The following is a 21879-nucleotide window of genomic DNA, read 5'->3' as shown; positions in this document are numbered from 1 at the left end:
TTTTCCGTTTCGACTGCGCCGGAAGTGGGGCGAATTATAGACTTCCAGAATCTGCCGTCAACCCCTTATTTTGCTTTTCTATCAATTACTTAGAATCGATTAAAAAACACCCAGCCTTTCATATGCCAGCCCGCCAAAAACCCTCTATATAGAAGAAGCACCTCAAATGACGCCTGCCTCTTTCAAAGCAGCCACATTGGTCGCACTCAATCCCAGCACCTGCCGGAGCACCTGATCCGTATGCTCGCCTAATAGAGGAGGCGCACTGCGATACTCCACCGGTGTCTTGGACAACCGTATGGGGCTCCCCACCTGAGGCACCTTGCCTGCCAGCGGGTGAGGCAACTCTATAGCCAGCCCACGCGCCTGCACCTGAGGATCGGCAAACACCTGCGCCAAATCATTGATCGGCCCACAGGGCACACCGACCTGCTCAAGCTGGGCCACCCACTCGGCAGTGGTCTTGAAGACCGTTGCCTGGCGAATCAATGGAATAAGCACCGCCCGGTTGGCCACCCGTAACTTATTGGTGGAAAACCGCGAGTCATCAGCCCACTGCGGCTGCCCGGCGACTTGGGCAAACTTGCGAAACTGGCTGTCATTGCCCACGGTGAGGATGAAGTCGCCATCAGCCGTGGGGAAATCCTGATACGGCACGATATTCGGATGCGCATTACCCAACCGCTTGGGAGATACCCCAGTCGTCAGGTAATTCATCGCCTGATTGGCCAGGCAGGCAACCTGCACGTCCAGCAACGCCATATCGATGTGCTGGCCACCACCGTCATGGTCGCGGTGCGCCATAGCCGCCAGAATCGCCACCGTAGAGTAAAGCCCGGTCAGAATATCGGTGAGCGCCACACCCACCTTGACCGGACCTTCCCCCTCATCACCCTCGGGCCGCCCCGTCAGGCTCATCAACCCGCCCAATCCCTGGATCATGAAGTCGTAGCCCGCTCGCGCCGCATAAGGCCCCGTCTGGCCAAACCCGGTGATAGAGCAATAAATCAGCTCAGGGTTGAGCTCCTTGAGCGACTCATAGTCCAGGCCATATGCCGCCAAGCCGCCCACCTTGAAATTCTCGATCAAGATATCCGACTTCGCCGCCAGGTCCCGGACCAGCTTCTGCCCCTCCGGCCGGGTGAAGTCGATCGTCACCGACTCCTTATTACGATTGGCCGATAAGTAGTAGGACGCTTCGCTGGTGTTCTCACCATACGCATCCTTCAGGAAGGGCGGCCCCCAGGCGCGAGTATCGTCACCACTGCCGGGCCGCTCGACCTTGATCACCTCAGCGCCAAGGTCGGCAAGAATCTGCCCGGCCCAAGGCCCCGCCAACACCCGTGACAAATCCAGTACCCGCAGATGCGATAGCGCGCCCATGGTCACACTCCTATTAATAGAACGCCTGGATACCGGTCTGGGCGCGCCCGAGGATGAGCGCATGAACGTCATGCGTGCCTTCGTAGGTATTCACCACTTCCAGGTTGACCAGGTGCCGGGCGATTCCGAACTCATCGGAGATGCCGTTGCCACCGAGCATGTCGCGAGCCATGCGGGCAATATCCAGGGACTTGCCGCAGGAATTGCGCTTCATGATCGAGGTGATCTCGACCGCCGCCGTGCCTTCATCTTTCATGCGCCCCAGACGCAAGCAACCTTGCAGGGCGAGGGTGATCTCGGTCTGCATATCGGCCAACTTTTTCTGGATAAGTTGGGTAGCCGCCAATGGGCGCCCGAACTGCTGGCGATCAAGGGTGTACTGGCGCGCGGTGTGCCAGCAGAACTCCGCCGCCCCCAAAGCGCCCCAAGAGATGCCGTAGCGCGCTGAGTTCAAGCAGGTGAACGGACCTTTCAAGCCGCGCACATCCGGGAAGATGTTCTCTTCGGGAACAAACACGTTATCCATGACGATTTCGCCGGTAATCGAAGCTCGCAGGCCGACCTTGCCGTGAATCGCCGGAGCACTCAGCCCCTTCCAACCTTTCTCCAGGACAAAACCACGAATGTCGCCGGCGTCGTCCTTGCCCCAGACCACAAACACATCGGCAATCGGGCTGTTGGTGATCCACATCTTGCTGCCGGTCAGGCTGTAGCCACCATCCACCTTGCGCGCACGGGTAATCATCGCGCCCGGGTCCGAACCGTGGTTGGGCTCGGTCAAGCCGAAGCAACCAATCCACTCACCCGAGGCCAACTTGGGCAAATACTTCTGTTTTTGCGCTTCAGTACCAAATTCATTGATGGGCACCATCACCAGGGAGGACTGCACGCTCATCATCGAACGATAGCCGGAGTCGACGCGCTCCACTTCACGGGCAATCAAGCCGTAGCTGACGTAATTCAAGCCACTGCCGCCGTACTGCTCGGGAATCATCGCACCCAGCAGGCCGGTCTCGCCCATCTCACGAAAAATCGCGGGGTCGGTCTTTTCATGGCGGAAGGCTTCAAGCACACGTGGTGCCAGCTTGTCCTGGGCAAATTGCTCAGCACTGTCGCGCACCATGCGCTCTTCTTCGGTGAGCTGTTGATCCAGCAGCAGGGGATCGATCCAGTTGAAGCTTGCCTTACCGCCCATGAGTGAGCCCTCGCGAAGTAAATCAAAAGTCGTGCATGGAGCCTAGGCCGAGCAGGCGAGGAGGGCAAACGAGGTTTTTGCATAGGCTTGTGCTAATTTCTCACTCCGTAACGATTGAGAAGGGCAAAACTGCCTTTTATTTGTGAGGGTACGGTACATGCGCAGGAAAATCCCCAGCACCACAGCCCTCGTCAGTTTTGAAGCGGCTGCCCGCCACGAGAGCTTTACCAAGGCTGCGCACGAGCTTTCCATCACTCAGGGCGCGATATGCCGGCAGATCGCCGGCCTTGAGGAGTTTTTGAGTGTCGAACTGTTTCGTCGCTCACGACGTGGGGTAAAGCTCACGGAAGCGGGGCTTTCCTACAGTCGGCGGGTGGCCATGCAACTGGACGCCGTGGAGCGCGACACCCTGTCGGTGATGGGCCAGCAAGGCGCCAATGTGATCGAACTGGCGGTGGTGCCCACGTTCGGCACCCAGTGGCTGATCCCGCGCCTCAAGGACTTCCAGCAGCAACACCCTGAAGTCACAGTCAACCTGACTAACCGTACCCGTCCATTCCTGTTCGCCGACACGGACTTCGACGCCGCGATCTATTTCGGAGATGCCGACTGGTCCGGCACCGAATCCCACCGCCTGATGGGCGAAAACCCGGTCCCCGTATGCAGCCCACGCTTGCTGGAAAACCGCTCGTACTTCAGCGCAGAGGAGATCGCCGAACTGGCGCTGCTGCAGCAAACCACTCGCCCCTATGCCTGGCGCCAGTGGTTCAACGCCCAGCAGTTGAACATCCCTCGGGACATGACAGGCCCACGCTACGAGCTATTCTCCATGCTGTCCCAGGCAGCCATGCATGACATGGGGATTGCGCTGATCCCGCCTTTCCTTATTCAACGGGAGCTGAGCGAGAAACAGTTGGTGATTGCCAACCCACAGGCGCTGACCAGCACCAAGGCTTATTACCTGATGATTCCGGAGAAAAAGGTAGAGTCTGCGTCATTACACGCCTTTCGAGACTGGCTGATTGACCAGGCGCAGCGCTACAGCCACCAGTTTTAAACGCTTTCGCACTTTGTTGACCTTGTAGTCAAATAATTATCAGCCCTACAGATATAAGTATATGTCGCCTTTTGACAGACTGTACCGATGGCATCTTAAACCGCCTGCAAGCCAATGACTGTCAGCTCTTCAGCGGTTATTTAGCACCCATGACCCACTATTCATGTTGGCGATTGCAAAAATCGACTTTTCCCGCCACAACCCTTTAAACACTTGTATTTAAAGAGGTTATTCCGGCACATTGCGACAATCAGTCACAGGGTGACTTGTAGTTAATTTTTCGTCACCCGTCATAATCCCTTGAAGGCCGTAAAGTTCGCCTGCAAAATGCCGCGCCCTGCTGTCATTTCAGCGGGGTCGTGCTGATCGGCCGCCCCAGTTGCGCCACTCGCGGTGCACTGGCCTTTTTACAAAAATCAAAAGCAAAAAGATCATGCAGGAGATTTGACGTGCACATTGGTGTTCCTCTCGAAACCCAGACCGGTGAAACGCGGGTTGCTGCAACCCCGGAAACCATCAAGAAGCTGATCGGCCAGGGCCATAAGGTCACTGTACAAAGCGGTGCAGGCATCAAAGCCAGTGTCGTGGACAGTGCCTATGAAACGGCAGGCGCAACCATTGGCAGTGCCAGCGACGCGTTTGGCGCCGAGCTGATTCTCAAGGTGGTCGCCCCCAGCGACAGCGAACTGACGCTGATTAAAAGCGGCACCGTGTTGGTGGGCATGCTCAATCCGTTCAGCAACGAAACCATCACCCGACTGGCCGAACATGGCATCACCGCCTTCGCCCTGGAGGCCGCCCCGCGTACCTCCCGTGCGCAGAGCCTGGATGTGCTGTCGTCCCAGGCCAACATTGCCGGCTACAAGGCCGTGTTGCTGGCGGCTCATCACTACCCGCGCTTCATGCCCATGCTGATGACCGCCGCCGGTACGGTAAAAGCCGCTCGCGTGCTGATCCTCGGCGCCGGCGTGGCTGGCCTGCAGGCTATCGCTACAGCGAAACGCCTGGGTGCCGTCATCGAAGCGTCCGACGTACGACCGGCCGTGAAGGAGCAGATCGAGTCCCTCGGCGCCAAGTTCGTCGACGTGCCCTACGAGACCGATGAAGAGCGCGAATGCGCTGTTGGCGTCGGCGGCTACGCACGCCCCATGCCCACCAGTTGGATGCAGCGCCAGGCCCTGGCCGTGCATGAGCGCGCCAAGCAAGCCGATATCGTCATCACCACCGCCCTGATTCCGGGTCGCAAGGCCCCGACTTTGCTGAGCGCCGAAACCGTCGCCCAGATGAAGCCAGGCTCTGTGGTGATCGACCTGGCCGCCGCCCAAGGTGGCAACTGCCCGCTGACCGTCGCCGACCAGGTGGTGGTGGAAAACGGCGTGACCATTTGCGGCCCGACCAACCTTGCCGGTGCCGTCGCTGCCGATGCGTCGGCCCTGTATGCGCGCAACCTGCTGGACTTCCTGAAGCTGGTCTTCACCAAGGAAGGGCAGTTTGAAATCAACCTCGAAGACGACATTGTCGCCGCGTGCCTGATGTGCCGCGACGGGCAAGTCATCCGCAAAAACGCCTAAGCAGGGATTCAGACGATGGAAGAGCTTATCTCCCCCGGTATCTACAACCTGATCATCTTCGTGCTGGCGATTTATGTCGGTTATCACGTGGTCTGGAACGTCACCCCCGCGCTGCACACGCCACTGATGGCGGTGACCAACGCAATCTCGGCGATCGTGATCGTTGGCGCCATGCTTGCGGCCGCGCTCACCGTCACGCCGCTGGGCAAGACCATGGGCACCCTGGCCGTGGCTCTGGCAGCGGTAAACGTGTTCGGCGGCTTCCTGGTTACCCGTAGGATGCTTGAGATGTTCAAGAAGAAAGCGCCCAAGGCTAAAGAAGAGGTGCAAAAGTAATGAGCATGAATCTGGTAACGACGCTCTACCTGATCGCGTCGATCTGTTTCATCCAGGCCCTCAAAGGCCTGTCGCACCCGACCACGTCACGCCGCGGCAACCTGTTCGGCATGCTCGGCATGGCGCTGGCGGTGCTCACCACCGTTGGCCTCATCTATAAGCTCGGTGCAGAGCTTGCCACTGCCGGCATCGGCTACGTGATTGTCGGCCTGCTGATCGGCGGCACCGCCGGCTCGATCATGGCCAAGCGCGTAGAAATGACCAAGATGCCGGAGTTGGTCGCCTTCATGCACAGCATGATCGGCCTGGCCGCGGTGTTTATTGCCATTGCCGCAGTGGTCGAGCCGCAATCGCTGGGCATCGTCAAGCAACTGGGCGATGCGATTCCTGCGGGCAACCGTCTGGAACTGTTCCTCGGTGCTGCCATCGGTGCCATTACCTTTTCCGGTTCGGTCATCGCCTTCGGCAAGCTGTCGGGCAAGTACAAGTTCCGCCTGTTCCAGGGCGCACCGGTACAGTTCGGCGGCCAGCACAAGCTGAACCTGGTGCTGGGCCTGGCCACGCTGGGCCTGGGCCTGGTGTTCATGTTCACCGGCAACCTCAGCGCCTTCGCCGTGATGCTGGCCCTGGCCTTTGTGCTGGGTGTGCTGATCATCATCCCGATTGGCGGCGCCGACATGCCGGTAGTCGTGTCGATGCTCAACAGCTACTCCGGCTGGGCTGCGGCAGGTATCGGCTTCTCGCTGAACAACTCGATGCTGATCATCGCCGGCTCCCTGGTCGGTTCGAGCGGCGCGATCCTCTCGTACATCATGTGCAAGGCGATGAACCGCTCCTTCTTCAACGTACTGCTCGGCGGTTTCGGCAACGCGCCGGATGCGGCAGGGCCAGCGGGCTCGAAAGAAGCGCGCCCGGTGAAGTCCGGTTCAGCCGACGACGCCACCTTCCTGCTGACCAACGCCGACACCGTGATCATCGTGCCGGGATATGGCCTGGCGGTAGCACGGGCGCAGCATGCACTTAAAGAGCTGACCGAGAAGCTGACCCATCGCGGTGTCACCGTGAAGTATGCGATCCACCCGGTCGCCGGTCGTATGCCTGGCCACATGAACGTACTGCTGGCCGAGGCCGAAGTGCCTTACGACCAGGTGTTCGAGATGGAAGACATCAACTCCGAGTTCGGCCAGGCCGACGTGGTGCTGGTGCTCGGCGCCAACGACGTGGTCAACCCGGCCGCCAAGAACGATCCGAAATCGCCGATCGCTGGCATGCCGATTCTCGAAGCCTTCAAGGCCAAGACGATCATCGTCAACAAGCGCTCGATGGCCAGCGGTTACGCCGGCCTGGATAACGAGTTGTTCTACCTGGACAAGACCATGATGGTCTTCGGCGATGCCAAGAAGGTCATCGAAGACATGGTCAAGGCCGTCGAATAAACACTGCTCCAGCGCAATACCCGAAACCCCGGCCTCCCGTAGGCTGGGGTTTTTTATTAACGGGAAAAACCCGACCAAAGGCTCTAAATCGCGACCTGGCATTCGACCATGGTAGCGGGACGAACGCCTTTGAAATCACTAGACTGCCCACCTTGCCTCCGTTGCCCGAGATAACAATCCATGTACCGTGATCGTATCCGCTTGCCTTCGCTGTTGAACAAGGTCATGAGCGCCGCTGATGCTGCCGCCCTGATCGAGGACGGCATGACCGTCGGCATGAGCGGCTTTACCCGCGCCGGTGAAGCCAAGGCTGTGCCCCACGCCCTGGCCGAACGTGCCAAGACCTCGCCCCTGAAAATCACCTTGATGACCGGCGCCAGCCTGGGCAACGACCTGGACAAGCAACTGACCGAAGCCGGCGTGTTGTCGCGCCGCATGCCATTCCAGGTCGATAGCACCCTGCGCAAGGCCATCAACGCCGGCGAAGTGATGTTTATCGACCAACACCTGTCGGAAACCGTCGAACAGCTGCGCAACAACCAGCTCAAGCTGCCGGACATTGCCGTGATCGAAGCGGTGGCCATCACCGAACAAGGCCATATCGTGCCGACCACGTCCGTGGGTAACTCGGCCAGCTTCGCGATTTTTGCCAAACAGGTGATCATCGAGATCAACCTGGCGCACAACCCGAACCTGGAAGGCCTGCACGACATCTATATCCCGACCTACCGCCCGACTCGCACACCGATCCCGCTGGTCAAGGTGGATGATCGCATCGGCAGCAGCGCGATCCCGATCCCGCCAGAGAAGATCGTCGCCATCGTCATCACAAACCAGGCTGATTCCGCCTCCACGGTGACGCCGCCTGACAGCGACACCCAGTGGATCGCCAATCACCTGATCAACTTCCTCAAGCAGGAAGTCGACGCCGGCCGCATGACCAACAAGCTCGGCCCGCTACAAGCCGGGATCGGCAACATTGCCAACGCGGTGATGTGCGGCCTGATCGAGTCGCCGTTCGAAGACCTGACCATGTACTCCGAAGTGCTGCAGGATTCGACCTTCGACCTGATCGATGCCGGCAAGCTGAGCTTTGCCTCCGGCAGCTCGATCACCTTGTCGCAGCGGCGCAATGCCGACGTGTTCGGTAACCTGGAGCACTACAAGGACAAGTTGGTGCTGCGCCCGCAGGAAATCTCCAACCACCCGGAAGTGGTGCGCCGCCTGGGCATCATCGGCATTAACACCGCGCTGGAGTTCGACATCTACGGCAACGTCAACTCCACTCACGTCTGCGGCACGCGGATGATGAACGGCATTGGCGGTTCGGGGGACTTCGCCCGTAACGCGCACCTGGCGATCTTCGTCACCAAGTCCATTGCCAAGGGCGGGGCGATTTCCAGCGTGGTGCCGATGGTCAGCCATGTCGACCATACCGAGCATGACGTCGACATCCTGGTGACCGAGATCGGCCTCGCCGACCTGCGCGGTCTGGCGCCACGGGAGCGCGCACGGGTGATCATCGACAATTGTGTGCACCCTGACTACCGCGAGGCGCTGAACAACTACTTCACCGCCGCCTGCGCCATCGGTGGACACACGCCACATATCCTGCGGGATGCCCTGAGCTGGCACATCAATCTGGAAGAAACCGGGCATATGCTCAAAGGCTGATTGATACAGATCCGGGCTGATGCAAATACAGTTTCATTCGCCCGGATCTGATTACCGCACTTTTGAAAAAAACTGTACTGCTGTACCGGTCATTTCCTACCGTAAAACCCTACATACCTTCTCAAAAACACCTAAAACGCACCAATAAAGTGCCGACAGGTACAGTTGCCCCATTTCCGTACAGTACAGCCGCTATAAACAGTTAACTGGCCCCTCACAATACAGGTGAACTGTATCTAGAGAGTCTTGCGCCGGAGGAGGATCATTGGCATCAGTTAAACCACTACCTAATCCCGCCACAAGCGGAAGGATGTCATCATGGAACGTACACTCAGTTCCGAACTGTTCTTCGAAGATAAAGCTGTAAACACCCAGGCTTCCCTGCCTCTGCGCGTTATCGCCAACCTGATGTTGTGGCAGCGCCGCATCTCCAGCCGCCATCAACTGGCTCGTCTGGACTCGCGTTTGCTGGCCGATGCCGGGATCAGCGAAGCTCAACGCTACGAAGAGCTGAGCAAGCCGTTCTGGCGCTGATTTAGCGCCCGCTGGCCCCGACCTGTAGGGTCCACCGCCAGCACCCCGAATTGTTGTAGCAGAGCCCGCCCCGGGTAACCGGAGGCGGGTTTTGTTGTTTCTGGGCGACTGAAAAATCGGCTTGGTAGCCTTCCTTGTCACGCAAACCAGTACAGTTTAAAAAACATAACAGTTAATAGGTACAATCGAGATACTCCCAATTTGTACCGGTTAAATTGCCCTGCCGGGCAACGACTTCCTATCACGCACTACCCGAACAGATGGGCGCCAGCTACTATCGCGTCATCAGTCGTGCGTCACCTTCTTCGTTTCATACACAGGAGTCACCCTATGTCCCGTCTTCGTTTGTTGAGCGCTGCCGCTTTGCTTGCCGTCGCTGCCAACGCCAGCGCTACCAGCTTGATCGTGACCACCGACTCGATTGTCGGCGCGCTGAAAGCCACTTCCGACGCCACCTCCGATGCCACATCGTCCCTGCGCGACAACAAGGTCGTGCGCGCCGCCCGTGATGACGCCGCCAGCTTTGTCGCCAGCGAAGGCGCCATCCGTGGCGTGAAGCTGGAAAGCGCCCTGGCGCAGATCCGCCAGCAAGCCCCACAACTCAACACCGCCACCGACGCGCAACTGGCCCAGGCGATCCTGGCCATCTGACCTTGACTCACTGTAGGAGCGAGCTTGCTCGCGAAGAACCTGAGCGCGCAGCGTTTCAGCAGTAAACCCCGCGTTATCGTTCGCGATCTTCGCGAGCAAGCTCGCTCCTACAGTACTGCTCGCTGGCTCTCGCCCGGGCATTGCGCTAGCCTTGGCGCTCGTTTTCAGTTGTCGAGTCCCATGGTTTTTTCATACCGTTTGTTGATTGTTCCCACTGTGCTGGCCATGTGCGGGGCCAACTCGGCCCAGGCCTTTGATCTGTCCACCCAAGGCCTCGTAGCCAGCGCCTATGCCACCAGTAAAGTGACGTCGGCACCGTTCGACCAGAAACTGATACTGGCAGCCCAGGATGACGCTGCCGCGTTCATTGCCACAGATGGCCAATGGCGGGGCGCCCGGTTGGAGAGCGCACTGGATTACCTGCGTCGCGCCCAGCCAAAACTTAAGTCCAGTGACCTTGAACTGGCCCAGGCAATTCTCGTCCAATAACCATCTTTACCTTTTGGAGTCATTCCATGCGTCGCCCGTTGATCGCAGCTGCTCTCGGCCTGTTCTTGCTGGCAGATATCGCCCAGGCACAAACCCTGGTGGCCACCAGTAACATCATTGTTCGTGCCTTCGGCCGCACCATTGATTTCACTTCGGATACCACTACCTCCATCCGTGACTCCAAAGTCGTGCGCGAAGCCCACGATGACGCCGCCAGCTTTGTCGCCAGCAATGGCGATATCCGTGGCGCGCAACTGGAAGCCGCCTTCGATACCCTGCGCACCCGCGTGCCAGAAGCCCGCGACGCCAGCGACCAGGTCCTCGCCGAAGCCATCCTCGCATTGTGAGGCGCTTCACCGCCTGGCTCTTGGCTGCGACGGTACTGCTGGCTAGCAGCGCCGCCCAGGCCAGCCTGCAGCTACGGCTCAAGACCGACGGTTTGAGCCCCGCCCAACAGCAGGCCAGCCAGGCATTGCTGGATGAAGCCATGCAGGCACTGCCGCCGCGCTTCATCGAGCAACTGGATCGGCGCATCGACGTCGGCTGGACCGATGACATGCCCGCCAATGCCTATGGCCAGGCGTCGCTGGTGTCCGAACTGGACCTCAATCGCAAGCTGCTGGCCAGCCTCACTGACGGCACCGCCACCGCCCAGCAGACCCAGCGCCCCCACGGCACCGTGCGCCGGGAATTGCTCGCCACCGTGCTGCATGAACTGACCCATATCTATGATCGCGCGCGCCTGTGGCCCAGGGACCAGCGCTCGTTGATCCAGCGCTGCAGCCGCCAGAACAACATCACCGGCCTGATTGGCCTGCCCGATCAATGCCGTGGCCAGAATGACCGGCGCTTCACCCTCAGCGACGACCCGCGCCTGCTCGACCTCGCCGGCTGGCCGCAATACGTCGGCCGCCGTGGCGAGCGCGAGCAACACAACCGGCAAGTGGCCCGCAGCCCGGACCTGTACGAAATCACCAACCCCAAGGAATTCGTCGCGGTCAACATGGAGTACTTCCTCCTCGACCCGAGCTACGCCTGCCGCCGGCCCGCACTGTATCGCTATTACCAGGAACACTTCGGCTGGGCACCGCCAGCCAAGGACGCCTGCGCCAACACCTTCGCCTTCCTCAACGCCGGTAACGATTTTGCCAAGACGCCCTTGGGCCAGGTCGATCCCGAACGCGTATACGCCATCGACTACCTGCTGGCCGAAGCCAACCAGAACCTGGTGAGCCGCTGGGGCCACAGCATGCTGCGCCTGGTGATCTGTGCCCCGGGCCGTCCCCGTGGCCCGGATTGCCGCCTGGACCTGGACCAGCACCTGGTGTTGTCCTACCGCGCATTCGTCGGTGACGTACAGCTGTCGAGTTGGGACGGCCTGGTGGGCAAGTACCCTTCACGCCTGTTTGTACTGCCCCTGGCCCAGGTGATCGACGAATACACCAAGACCGAACTGCGCGGCCTGGCCTCCGTACCGCTGATCCTCACACGCCAGGAGATCAACAACACGGTCGAACATGCCGCCGAAATGCACTGGAGCTACGACGGCAATTACTACTTCCTCTCCAACAACTGTGCAGTAGAAGGCCTGAAACTGCTGCGCAGCGGCAGTGCCAACCCACGGCTGACAGCCCTGGACAACATCACCCCCAACGGTTTGCTGGAAGTCCTCAAGGCCCGTGGGCTGGCCGACACCAGCGTGCTGGACGACCGCCGCGAGGCCTTGCGCCTGGGCTATCACTTCGACTCCTTCCGCGAGCGCTACCAGGCGATGTTCGAGGTGCTGAAAAAGCATCTGCCGATCCCGCAGACCCAAGTCGAAGACTGGCTGGCTTTGAGCGCCGAGCAACGCAGGACGTGGTTCGACAAGGCCGACTTGCGCACCAGCGCTGCATTGCTGCTGCTGGAACAGGCCAGCTTTCGCAAACAACTAATGCTTGCCCAAGACGAGGTCAAGCAACGCTACCTCGGTGCCCGCGAGCTGAAGAACGGCGGCATGGCCAAGGCCGATGCCACCTTGCAGCAGATTCTCGCCAACAGTGGCTTCCTCAGCCGCCCGGCGGAGTTGCTCGGCAGCAGCGGTTATGGCTTGCCGCAACCCAAGGAGTGGCAACGCCTGGAATCGGAAAGCGCCTTGCGCCAGAAACAGCTGCAATCGTTGACCGGCGACCTGGATAAAGAGGTGAGGGCGCTGCTGGAACCGGCACGGGCGGCGGAAATTGCAGCGTGCGAGGCCAATCTCAAGCAGGTCGGCGAACATCTGCGCGCGCTGCACAAGGCCGCCGGCGGGCTGCAACTGCCCTGAAACTGTAGGAGCGAGCTTGCTCGCGAAAAACCCGAGAACACCGCGTTTACCCCGCAAACGCGCCTTATCGTTCACGACCTTCGCGAGCAACCTCGCTCCTACAGTGAACCTCATCCACCTGATGACCTGTTTTCCCAACGAAAGCTGGCTGAAAGCTTTCGCGATTAGGATCGCCCTCACTACCGGCAATAGACCGGTTGGCCAACCTGAGCGTTCTTATGCCCAGGGGCCCAATTAACAACAACAATGGTGATTCTGATGTCCGCTCGTACCCGCCTGTTTTTCCCGACTCCCCCCGTACGCCTCGCGCTTTTCGTTCTGCGCTGACCCCAACCCGGTTCGCCATTCCCTAGCCGCGCTACGCCTGGAGTATTCCTATGCTGACTTTCCTTGGCTTTGCCATGGTCATCACGTTCATGTTCCTGATCATGACCAAGCGCCTGTCGGCGCTGATCGCCCTGATCATCGTGCCTATCCTGTTCGCGCTGTTCGGTGGCTTCGCGCCGAAGATCGGCCCGATGATGCTCGAAGGCATCACCAAGCTGGCGCCCACCGGCGTGATGCTGATGTTCGCCATCCTCTACTTTGCCTTGATGATCGACTCCGGCCTGTTTGACCCGGCGGTGCGCAAGATCCTCAAACTGGTCAAGGGCGACCCGCTGAAAGTCTCGGTCGGCACCGCCGTGCTGGCCTTGGTGGTGTCCCTGGACGGTGACGGCGCCACCACCTACATGATCTGCGTGGCCGCCATGCTGCCCTTGTACAGCCGCATTGGCATGAGCCCACGGATCATGGCCGGCCTGATCATCCTCGCCGGTGGCGTGATGAACATGACCCCCTGGGGCGGCCCGACCGCGCGCGCCGCCAGTGCGCTGCACGTCGACCCATCAGACATCTTCGTACCGATGATCCCGGCCATGGCAGCCGGCGTGGTGGCCATTCTGGTGATTGCCTATATGTACGGCCTGCGCGAGCGTGCTCGGCTTGGCGTCATGCATCTGCAAGGCGATGAGATCGACCACAGCGAAATCAGCGTCTCGCAATTCCCGGATGCTCGTCGCCCGAAACTGATCTGGTTCAACGGCGCCCTGACCCTGGCCCTGATGTGCACCCTGATCGCCGGCCTGCTGCCGCTGCCCGTGCTGTTCATGGTGGCCTTCAGTATCGCGATGATCGTCAACTACCCGTGCCTGCAACAGCAGAAAGACCGCGTTGCCGCCCACGCCGGTAGCGTACTGGCGGTGGTTGGCCTGATCTTCGCTGCAGGTATTTTCACCGGTATTCTGTCGGGCACCGGCATGGTCGATGCCATGTCCAAGAGCCTGCTGGCGGTCATCCCTGAAGCCATGGGCCCCTACCTGGCGGTGATCACCGCGCTGGTGAGCATGCCGTTCACCTTCTTCATGTCCAACGATGCCTTCTACTACGGCGTATTGCCAGTACTGGCCGAAGCCGCCAGCCACTACGGCATCACCGCCGCAGAAATGGGCCGCGCCTCGATTGTTGGCCAGCCGGTCCACTTGCTCAGCCCGCTGGTGCCTTCGACTTACCTGCTGGTGGCCCTGGCCGGTATCGAATTCGGCGATCACCAGCGCTTCACCCTGAAGTGGGCAGTGCTGGTGTGCCTGTGCATAATGGTCGCCGCATTGCTGTTGGGCACATTTCCGCTGTTCAGCACTCTATAATCGTAACAACTCACTGCGCCGGCCCTCTTGCCGGCGCGGTCTAACACTCGCGCAAAGGAACACATATGGAATGGCTGACCAATCCGGAGATCTGGATTGCCTTCTTCACCCTGACGGCTCTTGAGATCGTCCTGGGCATCGATAACATCATCATGATTTCGATCCTGGTCAGCCGTATGCCCAAGCATATGCAAGCGCGCACCCGGATCTTCGGCCTGGCCCTGGCCATGATCACCCGGATCCTGTTGCTGCTGTCGATCACCTGGGTCATGCAACTGACCGCCGACCTGTTCGTGGTGTTCGGCCAGGGTATTTCCGGTCGCGACATGATCCTGTTCTTCGGCGGCCTGTTCCTGCTGTGGAAAAGCTCCCAGGAGATGTACCACGCCCTGGAAGGTGAAGACGAAACCCATGACGAGCCGAAAGGCAAGGGTGGCAAGTTCATCTACACCATCATCCAGATCGCGATCATCGACATCGTGTTCTCCCTGGACTCGGTGATTACCGCCGTGGGTATGGTTTCCCACGTACCGGTCATGGTTGCTGCGATTATCGTTGCGGTCCTGGTGATGATGCTGGCCGCAGGCACCATCAGCGAGTTCATCGACAAGCACCCATCGTTGAAAATGCTCGCGCTGTCGTTCCTGCTGATCGTGGGTACCGTGCTGATCGCCGAATCCTTCGACGTGCATGTGCCAAAAGGCTATGTGTACTTCGCCATGGCGTTCTCGCTGGCGGTAGAAGCGGTCAACATCAAGATGCGTAGCGCTATCGCGAAAAAGAAAAAGCAGCAGGATCCAGTGAAACTGCGCAAGGACATCCCGGGCCAGTAACCCGCGGGCTACACCTGTAGGAGCGAGCTTGCTCGCGAAAAACGTCAACGGTAACGCGTGCTGCCTGATTTCACGCGCTGCCCTTGAGTTCTTCGCGAGCAAGCTCGCTCCTACAGTCGTTTCAGGCGCCTGCAAAAAGCTGATTTCATGACAGTTTTATTTCAAAGCCAAGTTTAGCTATGCGATGCTGGCGCTCAGCCCGTTCGCCAACTACAGCTTAAGTACACAACTCAAAACGGCACACGGCACTTTTGCTCCGCTGGAGCACGACTCAACACAGGGGGCCGAGCATGCTGACCCTGCTCAATCTTCTTTCCGCCGTGACCCTGCTGATCTGGGGCACGCACATCGTCCGTACCGGCATCCTGCGGGTCTACGGTTCCAACCTGCGCCAGGTCATCGGGCAGAACATGGCCAGGCGCTGGCTGGCGTTCATTGCCGGGATCCTCGTCACCGCCATGGTGCAAAGCAGCAACGCCACGGCGATGCTGGTGACGTCGTTTGTCGGCCAGGGCCTGATGGGCCTGACGCCCGCCCTGGCGACCATGCTCGGCGCCGACGTCGGTACCGCCCTGATGGCACGGGTGCTGACCCTGGATCTTTCCTGGCTGTCGCCGCTGCTGATTTTTCTCGGGGTGATCTTCTTCCTTTCACGCAAACAAACACGCGCCGGGCAGATGGGCCGGGTCGGTATCGGCCTGGGCCTGATCATTCTCGCGCTGCAACTGATCGTCGAAGCGGCAGGGCCGATTACCCAAGCCCAGGGCGTCAAAGTCCTGTTCGCCTCGCTGACCGGCGACATCCTGCTCGATGCCTTGGTAGGCGCTCTGTTTGCGATGATTTCCTACTCCAGCCTGGCCGCCGTACTGCTGACGGCGACCCTGGCCGGCGCCGGCGTGATTGGCCTGCATGTAGCCATCGGCCTGGTGATCGGTGCCAATATCGGCAGCGGCGTACTGGCATTCCTCAGCACCAGCATGCAAAACGCCGCTGGTCGCCAAGTGGCCCTCGGCAGCCTGCTGTACAAGCTGATTGGCCTGCTGCTGATCATTCCCGTCCTGGACCCGCTGGTGCAGTGGATGGACACCCTGGACTACAGCGCCCAGGGCATGGTGATTACCTTTCACCTGCTCTACAACGTCACCCGCTGCCTGATCCTGCTGCCCACCATCGGCCCCATGGCCCGCCTGTGTGCCTGGCTGCTGCCGGAACGTCCGGAGGCCAACGGCCTGGCCAAACCCCGCCATCTCGACCCGACGGCGCTGACCACCCCGAGCCTGGCCCTGGCCAACGCCGCGCGGGAAACCCTGCGCCTGGGGGACTTGATCGACAACATGCTGACCGCGATGCTCGAAGTGTTGCGCGGCAAACAAACGGCCATCACCCAGGAAATGCGCAGCCTCAGCGATGATGTCGAAGCGCTTTACAGTGCGATCAAGCTCTACCTGGCGCAAATGCCCCGGGAAGACCTCAGCGAGCACGACAGCCGGCGCTGGGCCGAGATCATCGAACTGTCGATCAACCTCAAGCTGGCCGGCGACTTGATCGAGCGCATGCTGCGCAAGGTCCAGCAACAGAAAACCTCGCAGCGCCGCTCGTTTTCCGAAGTCGGGCTCGAAGAGCTGGCCGGCCTGCACAGTCAGTTGATCGCCAACCTGCGCCTGGGTCTGTCGGTGTTCCTCAGTGCCGACCCGGAAAGTGCCCGGCAATTGTTGCGCGAGAAGCGCCGCTTCCGCGCCCAGGAACGGCGCCTGGCCCACGCCCACGTCAGCCGCCTGCAACGCAAGATCGTGCAAAGCATCGAGACCAGCTCCCTGCATCTGGAACTGATTGCCGATATGAAACGACTGAACTCGTTGTTTTGCAGCAGTGCTTATGTAGTGTTGGAAACCTCCGAGACCGGTGCGTTGGCGGTGGACAATATTGCCGACATTACCCATTCGCCTTGAACGATCCGCACACCCCGGGAGTCAGTTAAAAACATCGCCTGACCAATGTGGGAGCGGGCTTGCCCTAATGCCAGTCAGTTAAGTGGTCATCGCCTTCTGTAGGAGCGAGCTTGCTCGCGAAAAACGTCAACGATAACGCGTGCTTACTGAATGAATGCGGCGCCTGTAAGTTTTTCGCGAGCAAGCTCGCTCCTACAGAAAGCAGAATCCGCTTAACTGACGGGCATTAGGGCAAGCCCGCTCCCACAAAAAGCCAGCTTCAACCGTTATTACCCGCCAGGAACCCCGTTATGCGTCGCCTGCTATTCGCCTGCCTGCTCATAGGCTCGGCCCACGCCTTTGCCTTTGATCGCTTGCAAGTCGAAGGCTACCTGTTGCCCAACGGCCTGCAGTTGCTGCTCAAGCCGGGCACCGAGCGCGGGCACGTGGCGATCCGCCTGGTCGTCGGCGTTGGCCTGGACGACTTCAGTTGCGAGGACAAGGAGCTGCCACACCTGTTGGAGCACCTGCTGTTCAGCGGGATCGACGGCGGCGGCGAAGGCGAGCTGGAAGAACAGATGCAGGCCCTGGGCGGCGAGTGGAACGCCTACACCAGCAATGCCGATACCACCTTCGTCATCGAGGCCCCGGCGCGCAACCAGCGCAAGGTGCTGGACCTGTTGCTGGCCATCCTGACCCGCACCCAACTGAGCGATGCCGCCATCAACGCCGCCAAACAGGTGGTGGAGCGCGAGGATGGTGGCCACTACTCGCACCTGCAACGCCTGCTGGATCGCCAGGACCTGGGCCATAACGCCAGTCATCAACTGGCGGTGGAACTGGGCCTCAAGTGCGCCGAGCGAGCCGAGGTCAACCCACTGACCCGCGCCCAACTGGAAAAAGTGCGCCAGGACTGGTACGCCCCCAACAACATGACGCTGATCATCGTCGGCGACCTCGACAAACTGCTGCCCGCCTATCTGGAGCGCACCTACGGCCAACTCGACCCGGTAGACCCCAGCGAGCATCGCCCATTACCGCAAGTCCAGGGCACGGCGGCGACCCACCGCGACCTGATCCGCGGCTGGGTCGGCAATGGCGCCAAGCTGCACCTGCTGTTCCCCGAACCGGTACTGGACGAGCAGCACGATGCCACCTACGACCTGCTCAAGGACTATCTGGATTGGGCGCTGTATCGCCAACTACGGCTCCAGCATGGTTTGTCCTACGGCCCGTGGAGCGAACGCGAAGTGCTGGGCGGCGTCGGTTTCATGAGCCTGAACGCCGACCTTGAGCGCGACAACCTGGCGCAAGCCGAGCAGGTGCTGGCCTCGCTCAAGGCGCGATTGCTTGAAGAGGGGCTCGACCCCGCCACCTTCGCTCGCCTGAAACAGGCCGCCATCGACCGCCAGGCCTGGGCAGTACAAGGCAACAGCGCCCTGGCCGACTATTACTGGGGCGCAGCGGGTGACTTCAGCGGCGGCCACTTCAGCGATCCGGCCAAACGCATCAAGACCGTCAGCCTGGAGCAAACCAACCAGGCCATGCGCCAGTTGCTCAACCAGCCCGGCTACTGGCGCATCGAAAAATCGCTGCTCAGTTATGACGCCTTGAGCTGGATCGCGGCGGGCCTGTTGGGGTTGATCGCGCTTGTGGCAGTTGGCGTGCGCCGTTATCGCAAAGCAATTGCGTAATCACACGCCACTCAGAGAGCTAAGACGTTATTCTGTCTGGGATTTTCTCCTACAAAGACTGTGAACCGCCGAATGCCATATCTGACCCATTTCATACAGCGCCTCCTCGAACTGATGAAGCGCTATCCAGGGGTGATTGCACTCGGCGGTTTTATCTCCGGCGTGGCCAGTTTTATTCTGGTGGACCGCCAGCAAGGCATGGCCAGTTGGATCGCGGTCATCATGCTGGTGAGCTGGCTGTGGCTGATGCTGGAAAACAGCTTCACCCAGTTGTTCAGCAAGGTGTTCAAGCGCGAAATCCCCGAACCGCTGCTGCGTTACGCCACGCAGATGATCCACCAGGAAAGCCTGTTCTTTGTCCTGCCGTTCTTTTTTGTCACCACCACCTGGAACAGCAGCCAGTCGATCTTCACCGGCTTGCTGGGCGCCGCCGCACTGGTGTCGATTACCGACCCGTTGTACTACAAATGGCTGGCGCCCAAACGCTGGCTGTTCCTGGCACTGCACACCCTGACCCTGTTTGCCGCCTTGCTCACCGCACTGCCGATTATCCTGCACCTGACCACCGCCCAGAGTTACAAGCTGGCGCTGGGCGTGGCGATGCTCTTGTCGATCCCAAGCCTGGCGGTCAGCCTGCCACTGCGCAGCCTCAAGGGTTGGCTGATGCTGCTGGGCGTCACAGCGGTGATTGGCTGCGCGGGCTGGTTCCTGCGCAGTTGGGTGCCGCCGGCAACCTTGTGGATGACCGAAGTGGCGATCAGCACCCAATTGCAGGACCGCACTCCAGGCGACGACCTCAAGGAGGTCAGCGCCAGCCAACTGCGCAGCAGTGGCCTGTATGCCTACACCGCGATCAACGCGCCGCGTGGGCTGGACGAGCGCATCTATCATGTGTGGCAGTTCAACGGCAAAGAGGTCGACCGCATCGCCCTGGATATCCATGGCGGACGCAAGGAAGGCTATCGGGCCTGGACGCACAAGCAGAACTTCCCGGCGAATGCCGTAGGCCGCTGGCAAGTGCGGGTGCTGACCGAAGATGGCCAGGTAATCGGCGTGTTGCGCTTTAAAGTCACCGACAGCGCACAAACGGACACCCCAAAGTAGGACGGATCGTGCTATTACATAGCAATTGTGGAATAGCCAAACAAGCTCGGAGCTTATGACCAGTAGCACAACGGCAGGCAATGCCCACCTGGACGCGTCCACCCAACCGCCCCAACTGCGGGTCAGCGGGGACTGGACGCTGGCCCACTACAGCGCCCTGAAACAGCTGTCGGCGAGCCTCGGCGGCCAGTACGACGCCAGCACCCACGTCGACCTCAACGGCCTGGGCGCGCTGGACACCGCCGGGGCATCGTTGCTGGTCGAGTTACTGGGGCCCGAGCGCCTCGAACACTCTGCCGAGCACCCCGACTGCAACCTGTCTGCCGCCGACCGTGCGCTGCTCAAGACCGTCTATTGCTCCCTGAACGACTTCTGCGTGCCGGTCAAAGAACCGCAAGTGAGCGTCGGCATCCAACTGCTGTCGCGTATCGGCTGTGCCGTCGACACCGTCTGGAAGGACGCGATGACGCTGCTCGGCTTTATCGGCCTGATCCTCGCAACCTTTGCCCGCGGCGTGTTCCGGCCCAAGCGCTGGCGCTTGACGCCCATGGTCGCGCACATCGAACAGACCGGGCTCGACGCCGCGCCCATCGTTGCCTTGCTGACCTTCCTGGTGGGCGCCGTCGTGGCATTCCTCGGCGCCACGGTACTGGAAAGTTTCGGCGCGAGTATTTTTACCGTGGACCTGGTGGCGTTTTCCTTCCTGCGTGAGTTCGGTGTCCTGCTCACGGCGATCCTGATGGCCGGCCGCACTGCCAGCGCCTTCACCGCGCAAATCGGCTCGATGAAGGCCAACGAAGAAATCGACGCGATCCGCACCATGGGCCTCGACCCCATGGAGTTGCTGGTCCTGCCGCGTGTCCTCGCGCTGCTGGTGGCGCTGCCGATGCTGACCTTCCTTGCCATGATCTCGGGGATTATCGGCGGTGGCGTGGTGTGCGCCGTGGCCCTGGATATCTCGCCGGCGATGTTCCTGTCGCTGCTGCAATCGGACATTGGCGTCCAGCATTTGCTGGTGGGCCTGGTCAAGGCACCATTCTTCGCGTTCCTGATCGCCGCCATTGGCTGCCTGGAAGGCTTCAAGGTCAGCGGCAGCGCCGAATCGGTCGGCGCCCACACCACCTCTGCGGTGGTGCAATCAATTTTCGTGGTGATCGTGCTCGACGCGGTGGCCGCACTGTTCTTCATGGAGATGGGCTGGTGAGCCGTTTACCGCGAGCGCCCGCCGAGGCGGTGATTGAGGTCCGTGGCCTGTGCAACCGCTTTGGCCCGCAGAGCGTGCATGAAAACCTCGACCTGGACTTGTACAAGGGCGAGATCCTCGCCGTGGTCGGCGGCTCGGGCAGTGGCAAGTCGGTGCTGCTGCGCAGCATCATCGGCTTGCGCCAGCCCAGTGAAGGCCAGGTGCGGGTATTTGGGCAGAACCTGCCGAGCCTGTCGGAGCATGAACGCTCCCTGGTGGAACGGCGTTTCGGCGTGCTGTTCCAGAAGGGCGCGCTGTTTTCCTCGCTGACAGTCACGGAAAACGTCGCCCTGCCGCTGATTGAGCACGCCGGCCTGAGCCGCGCCGATGCCGAGCACCTGGCAGCGGTGAAACTGGCCCTGGCCGGGTTGCCCTTGTCGGCTGCCGACAAGTACCCGTCTTCGCTGTCAGGCGGGATGATCAAGCGGGCGGCCCTGGCGCGGGCGCTGGCCCTGGACCCGGACATTCTGTTTCTCGATGAACCGACCGCTGGCCTCGACCCCATCGGCGCGGCGGCATTCGACCAGTTGATCCTGACCCTGCGCGATGCCTTGGGCCTGAGCGTGCTGCTGATCACCCACGACCTCGACACGCTCTACACCATCACCGACCGCGTAGCGGTGCTGGCACAGAAAAAGGTGCTGGTGGCAGATGCCATTGATGTCGTCTCGCAAACGAACGACGCCTGGATTCACGAATACTTTCATGGCCCTAGGGGCCGTGCGGCACTGGATGCCGCTCAACAGCTCAACGAGGTATGA

Annotated in this window: 19 protein-coding genes; 17 read left to right on the top strand and 2 right to left on the bottom strand. The window is 60.4% G+C overall.

Features of this window, described 5'->3' with window-relative positions; genetic code table 11:
* Positions 1–162: 162 nt before the first annotated feature.
* Together H097_RS23085 and H097_RS23080 are read right to left on the bottom strand one after the other, a co-directional pair.
* The gene (locus H097_RS23085; RefSeq protein WP_032862682.1) at positions 163–1383 is read right to left on the bottom strand and encodes a CaiB/BaiF CoA-transferase family protein; all 1221 of its coding nucleotides are present in this window, start codon (positions 1381–1383) and stop codon (positions 163–165) included.
* A gap of 13 nt (positions 1384–1396) precedes the next feature.
* Positions 1397–2578: an acyl-CoA dehydrogenase gene (locus H097_RS23080; RefSeq protein WP_029290432.1), complete on the bottom strand. Its 1182-nt coding sequence runs from the start codon at positions 2576–2578 to the stop codon at positions 1397–1399.
* Positions 2579–2735: 157 nt separating this feature from the next.
* Between H097_RS23080 and H097_RS23075 the strand changes: the two genes are divergently transcribed.
* From H097_RS23075 to H097_RS22995, 17 genes are all read left to right on the top strand, one after another.
* Positions 2736–3635, top strand: coding sequence for a LysR family transcriptional regulator (locus tag H097_RS23075; RefSeq protein ID WP_032862681.1), 900 nt, complete (start codon positions 2736–2738; stop codon positions 3633–3635).
* Between the two features lie 449 nt (positions 3636–4084).
* Positions 4085–5206: a Re/Si-specific NAD(P)(+) transhydrogenase subunit alpha gene (locus H097_RS23070; RefSeq protein WP_032862680.1), complete on the top strand. Its 1122-nt coding sequence runs from the start codon at positions 4085–4087 to the stop codon at positions 5204–5206.
* A gap of 15 nt (positions 5207–5221) precedes the next feature.
* Positions 5222–5542, top strand: a complete 321-nt coding sequence (locus H097_RS23065) for an NAD(P) transhydrogenase subunit alpha (protein WP_003233786.1) — start codon at positions 5222–5224, stop codon at positions 5540–5542.
* Complete coding sequence (locus tag H097_RS23060) at positions 5542–6978, top strand: NAD(P)(+) transhydrogenase (Re/Si-specific) subunit beta (protein WP_032862679.1); 1437 nt, start codon at positions 5542–5544, stop codon at positions 6976–6978. The genes H097_RS23065 and H097_RS23060 overlap by 1 nt, the downstream gene beginning before the upstream one ends.
* 180 nt (positions 6979–7158) lie before the next feature.
* A complete protein-coding gene (locus tag H097_RS23055; protein WP_032862678.1) occupies positions 7159–8652 on the top strand; it encodes an acetyl-CoA hydrolase/transferase family protein in 1494 nt (497 codons plus the stop codon).
* 318 nt (positions 8653–8970) lie between these two features.
* Positions 8971–9186: a DUF1127 domain-containing protein gene (locus tag H097_RS23050; protein WP_007911656.1), complete on the top strand. Its 216-nt coding sequence runs from the start codon at positions 8971–8973 to the stop codon at positions 9184–9186.
* 330 nt (positions 9187–9516) lie between these two features.
* A complete protein-coding gene (locus H097_RS23045) occupies positions 9517–9837 on the top strand; it encodes a DUF2388 domain-containing protein (RefSeq protein WP_032862677.1) in 321 nt (106 codons plus the stop codon).
* Positions 9838–10017: 180 nt separating this feature from the next.
* Positions 10018–10326: a DUF2388 domain-containing protein gene (locus H097_RS23040; RefSeq protein ID WP_032862676.1), complete on the top strand. Its 309-nt coding sequence runs from the start codon at positions 10018–10020 to the stop codon at positions 10324–10326.
* 26 nt (positions 10327–10352) lie between these two features.
* Positions 10353–10673 (top strand): DUF2388 domain-containing protein, encoded by a 321-nt coding sequence (locus H097_RS23035; protein WP_032862675.1) that lies wholly within the window; start codon positions 10353–10355, stop codon positions 10671–10673.
* Positions 10670–12631 carry a DUF4105 domain-containing protein gene (locus H097_RS23030; RefSeq protein ID WP_032862674.1) on the top strand — a complete coding sequence of 654 codons (1962 nt, stop codon included), beginning with the start codon at positions 10670–10672 and terminating at the stop codon, positions 12629–12631. Before H097_RS23035 ends, H097_RS23030 begins: the two co-directional genes overlap by 4 nt.
* Before the next feature lie 377 nt (positions 12632–13008).
* Positions 13009–14316 carry a CitMHS family transporter gene (locus H097_RS23025; protein WP_032862673.1) on the top strand — a complete coding sequence of 436 codons (1308 nt, stop codon included), beginning with the start codon at positions 13009–13011 and terminating at the stop codon, positions 14314–14316.
* Between the two features lie 65 nt (positions 14317–14381).
* Positions 14382–15149 carry a TerC family protein gene (locus H097_RS23020; RefSeq protein WP_032862672.1) on the top strand — a complete coding sequence of 256 codons (768 nt, stop codon included), beginning with the start codon at positions 14382–14384 and terminating at the stop codon, positions 15147–15149.
* A gap of 290 nt (positions 15150–15439) precedes the next feature.
* On the top strand, positions 15440–17098 hold the full coding sequence (locus tag H097_RS23015) for a Na/Pi cotransporter family protein (protein WP_032862671.1): 1659 nt from the start codon (positions 15440–15442) through the stop codon (positions 17096–17098).
* Positions 17099–17388: 290 nt separating this feature from the next.
* Complete coding sequence (locus H097_RS23010) at positions 17389–18771, top strand: insulinase family protein (RefSeq protein WP_032862670.1); 1383 nt, start codon at positions 17389–17391, stop codon at positions 18769–18771.
* A gap of 72 nt (positions 18772–18843) precedes the next feature.
* Entirely contained in the window at positions 18844–19875 is a 1032-nt protein-coding gene (locus H097_RS23005; RefSeq protein ID WP_032862669.1) for a DUF5924 family protein, read from the top strand.
* A gap of 55 nt (positions 19876–19930) precedes the next feature.
* Positions 19931–21079, top strand: coding sequence for an ABC transporter permease (locus H097_RS23000; protein ID WP_032862668.1), 1149 nt, complete (start codon positions 19931–19933; stop codon positions 21077–21079).
* Complete coding sequence (locus tag H097_RS22995) at positions 21076–21879, top strand: ATP-binding cassette domain-containing protein (protein ID WP_032862667.1); 804 nt, start codon at positions 21076–21078, stop codon at positions 21877–21879. The genes H097_RS23000 and H097_RS22995 overlap by 4 nt, the downstream gene beginning before the upstream one ends.

It is taken from the genome of Pseudomonas sp. FH4 (assembly GCF_000510915.2).
Lineage (GTDB): Bacteria > Pseudomonadota > Gammaproteobacteria > Pseudomonadales > Pseudomonadaceae > Aquipseudomonas > Aquipseudomonas brenneri.
The sequence above is the reverse complement of the archived record's forward strand: the minus strand, read 5'-3'. Positions and strand labels throughout refer to the sequence as shown.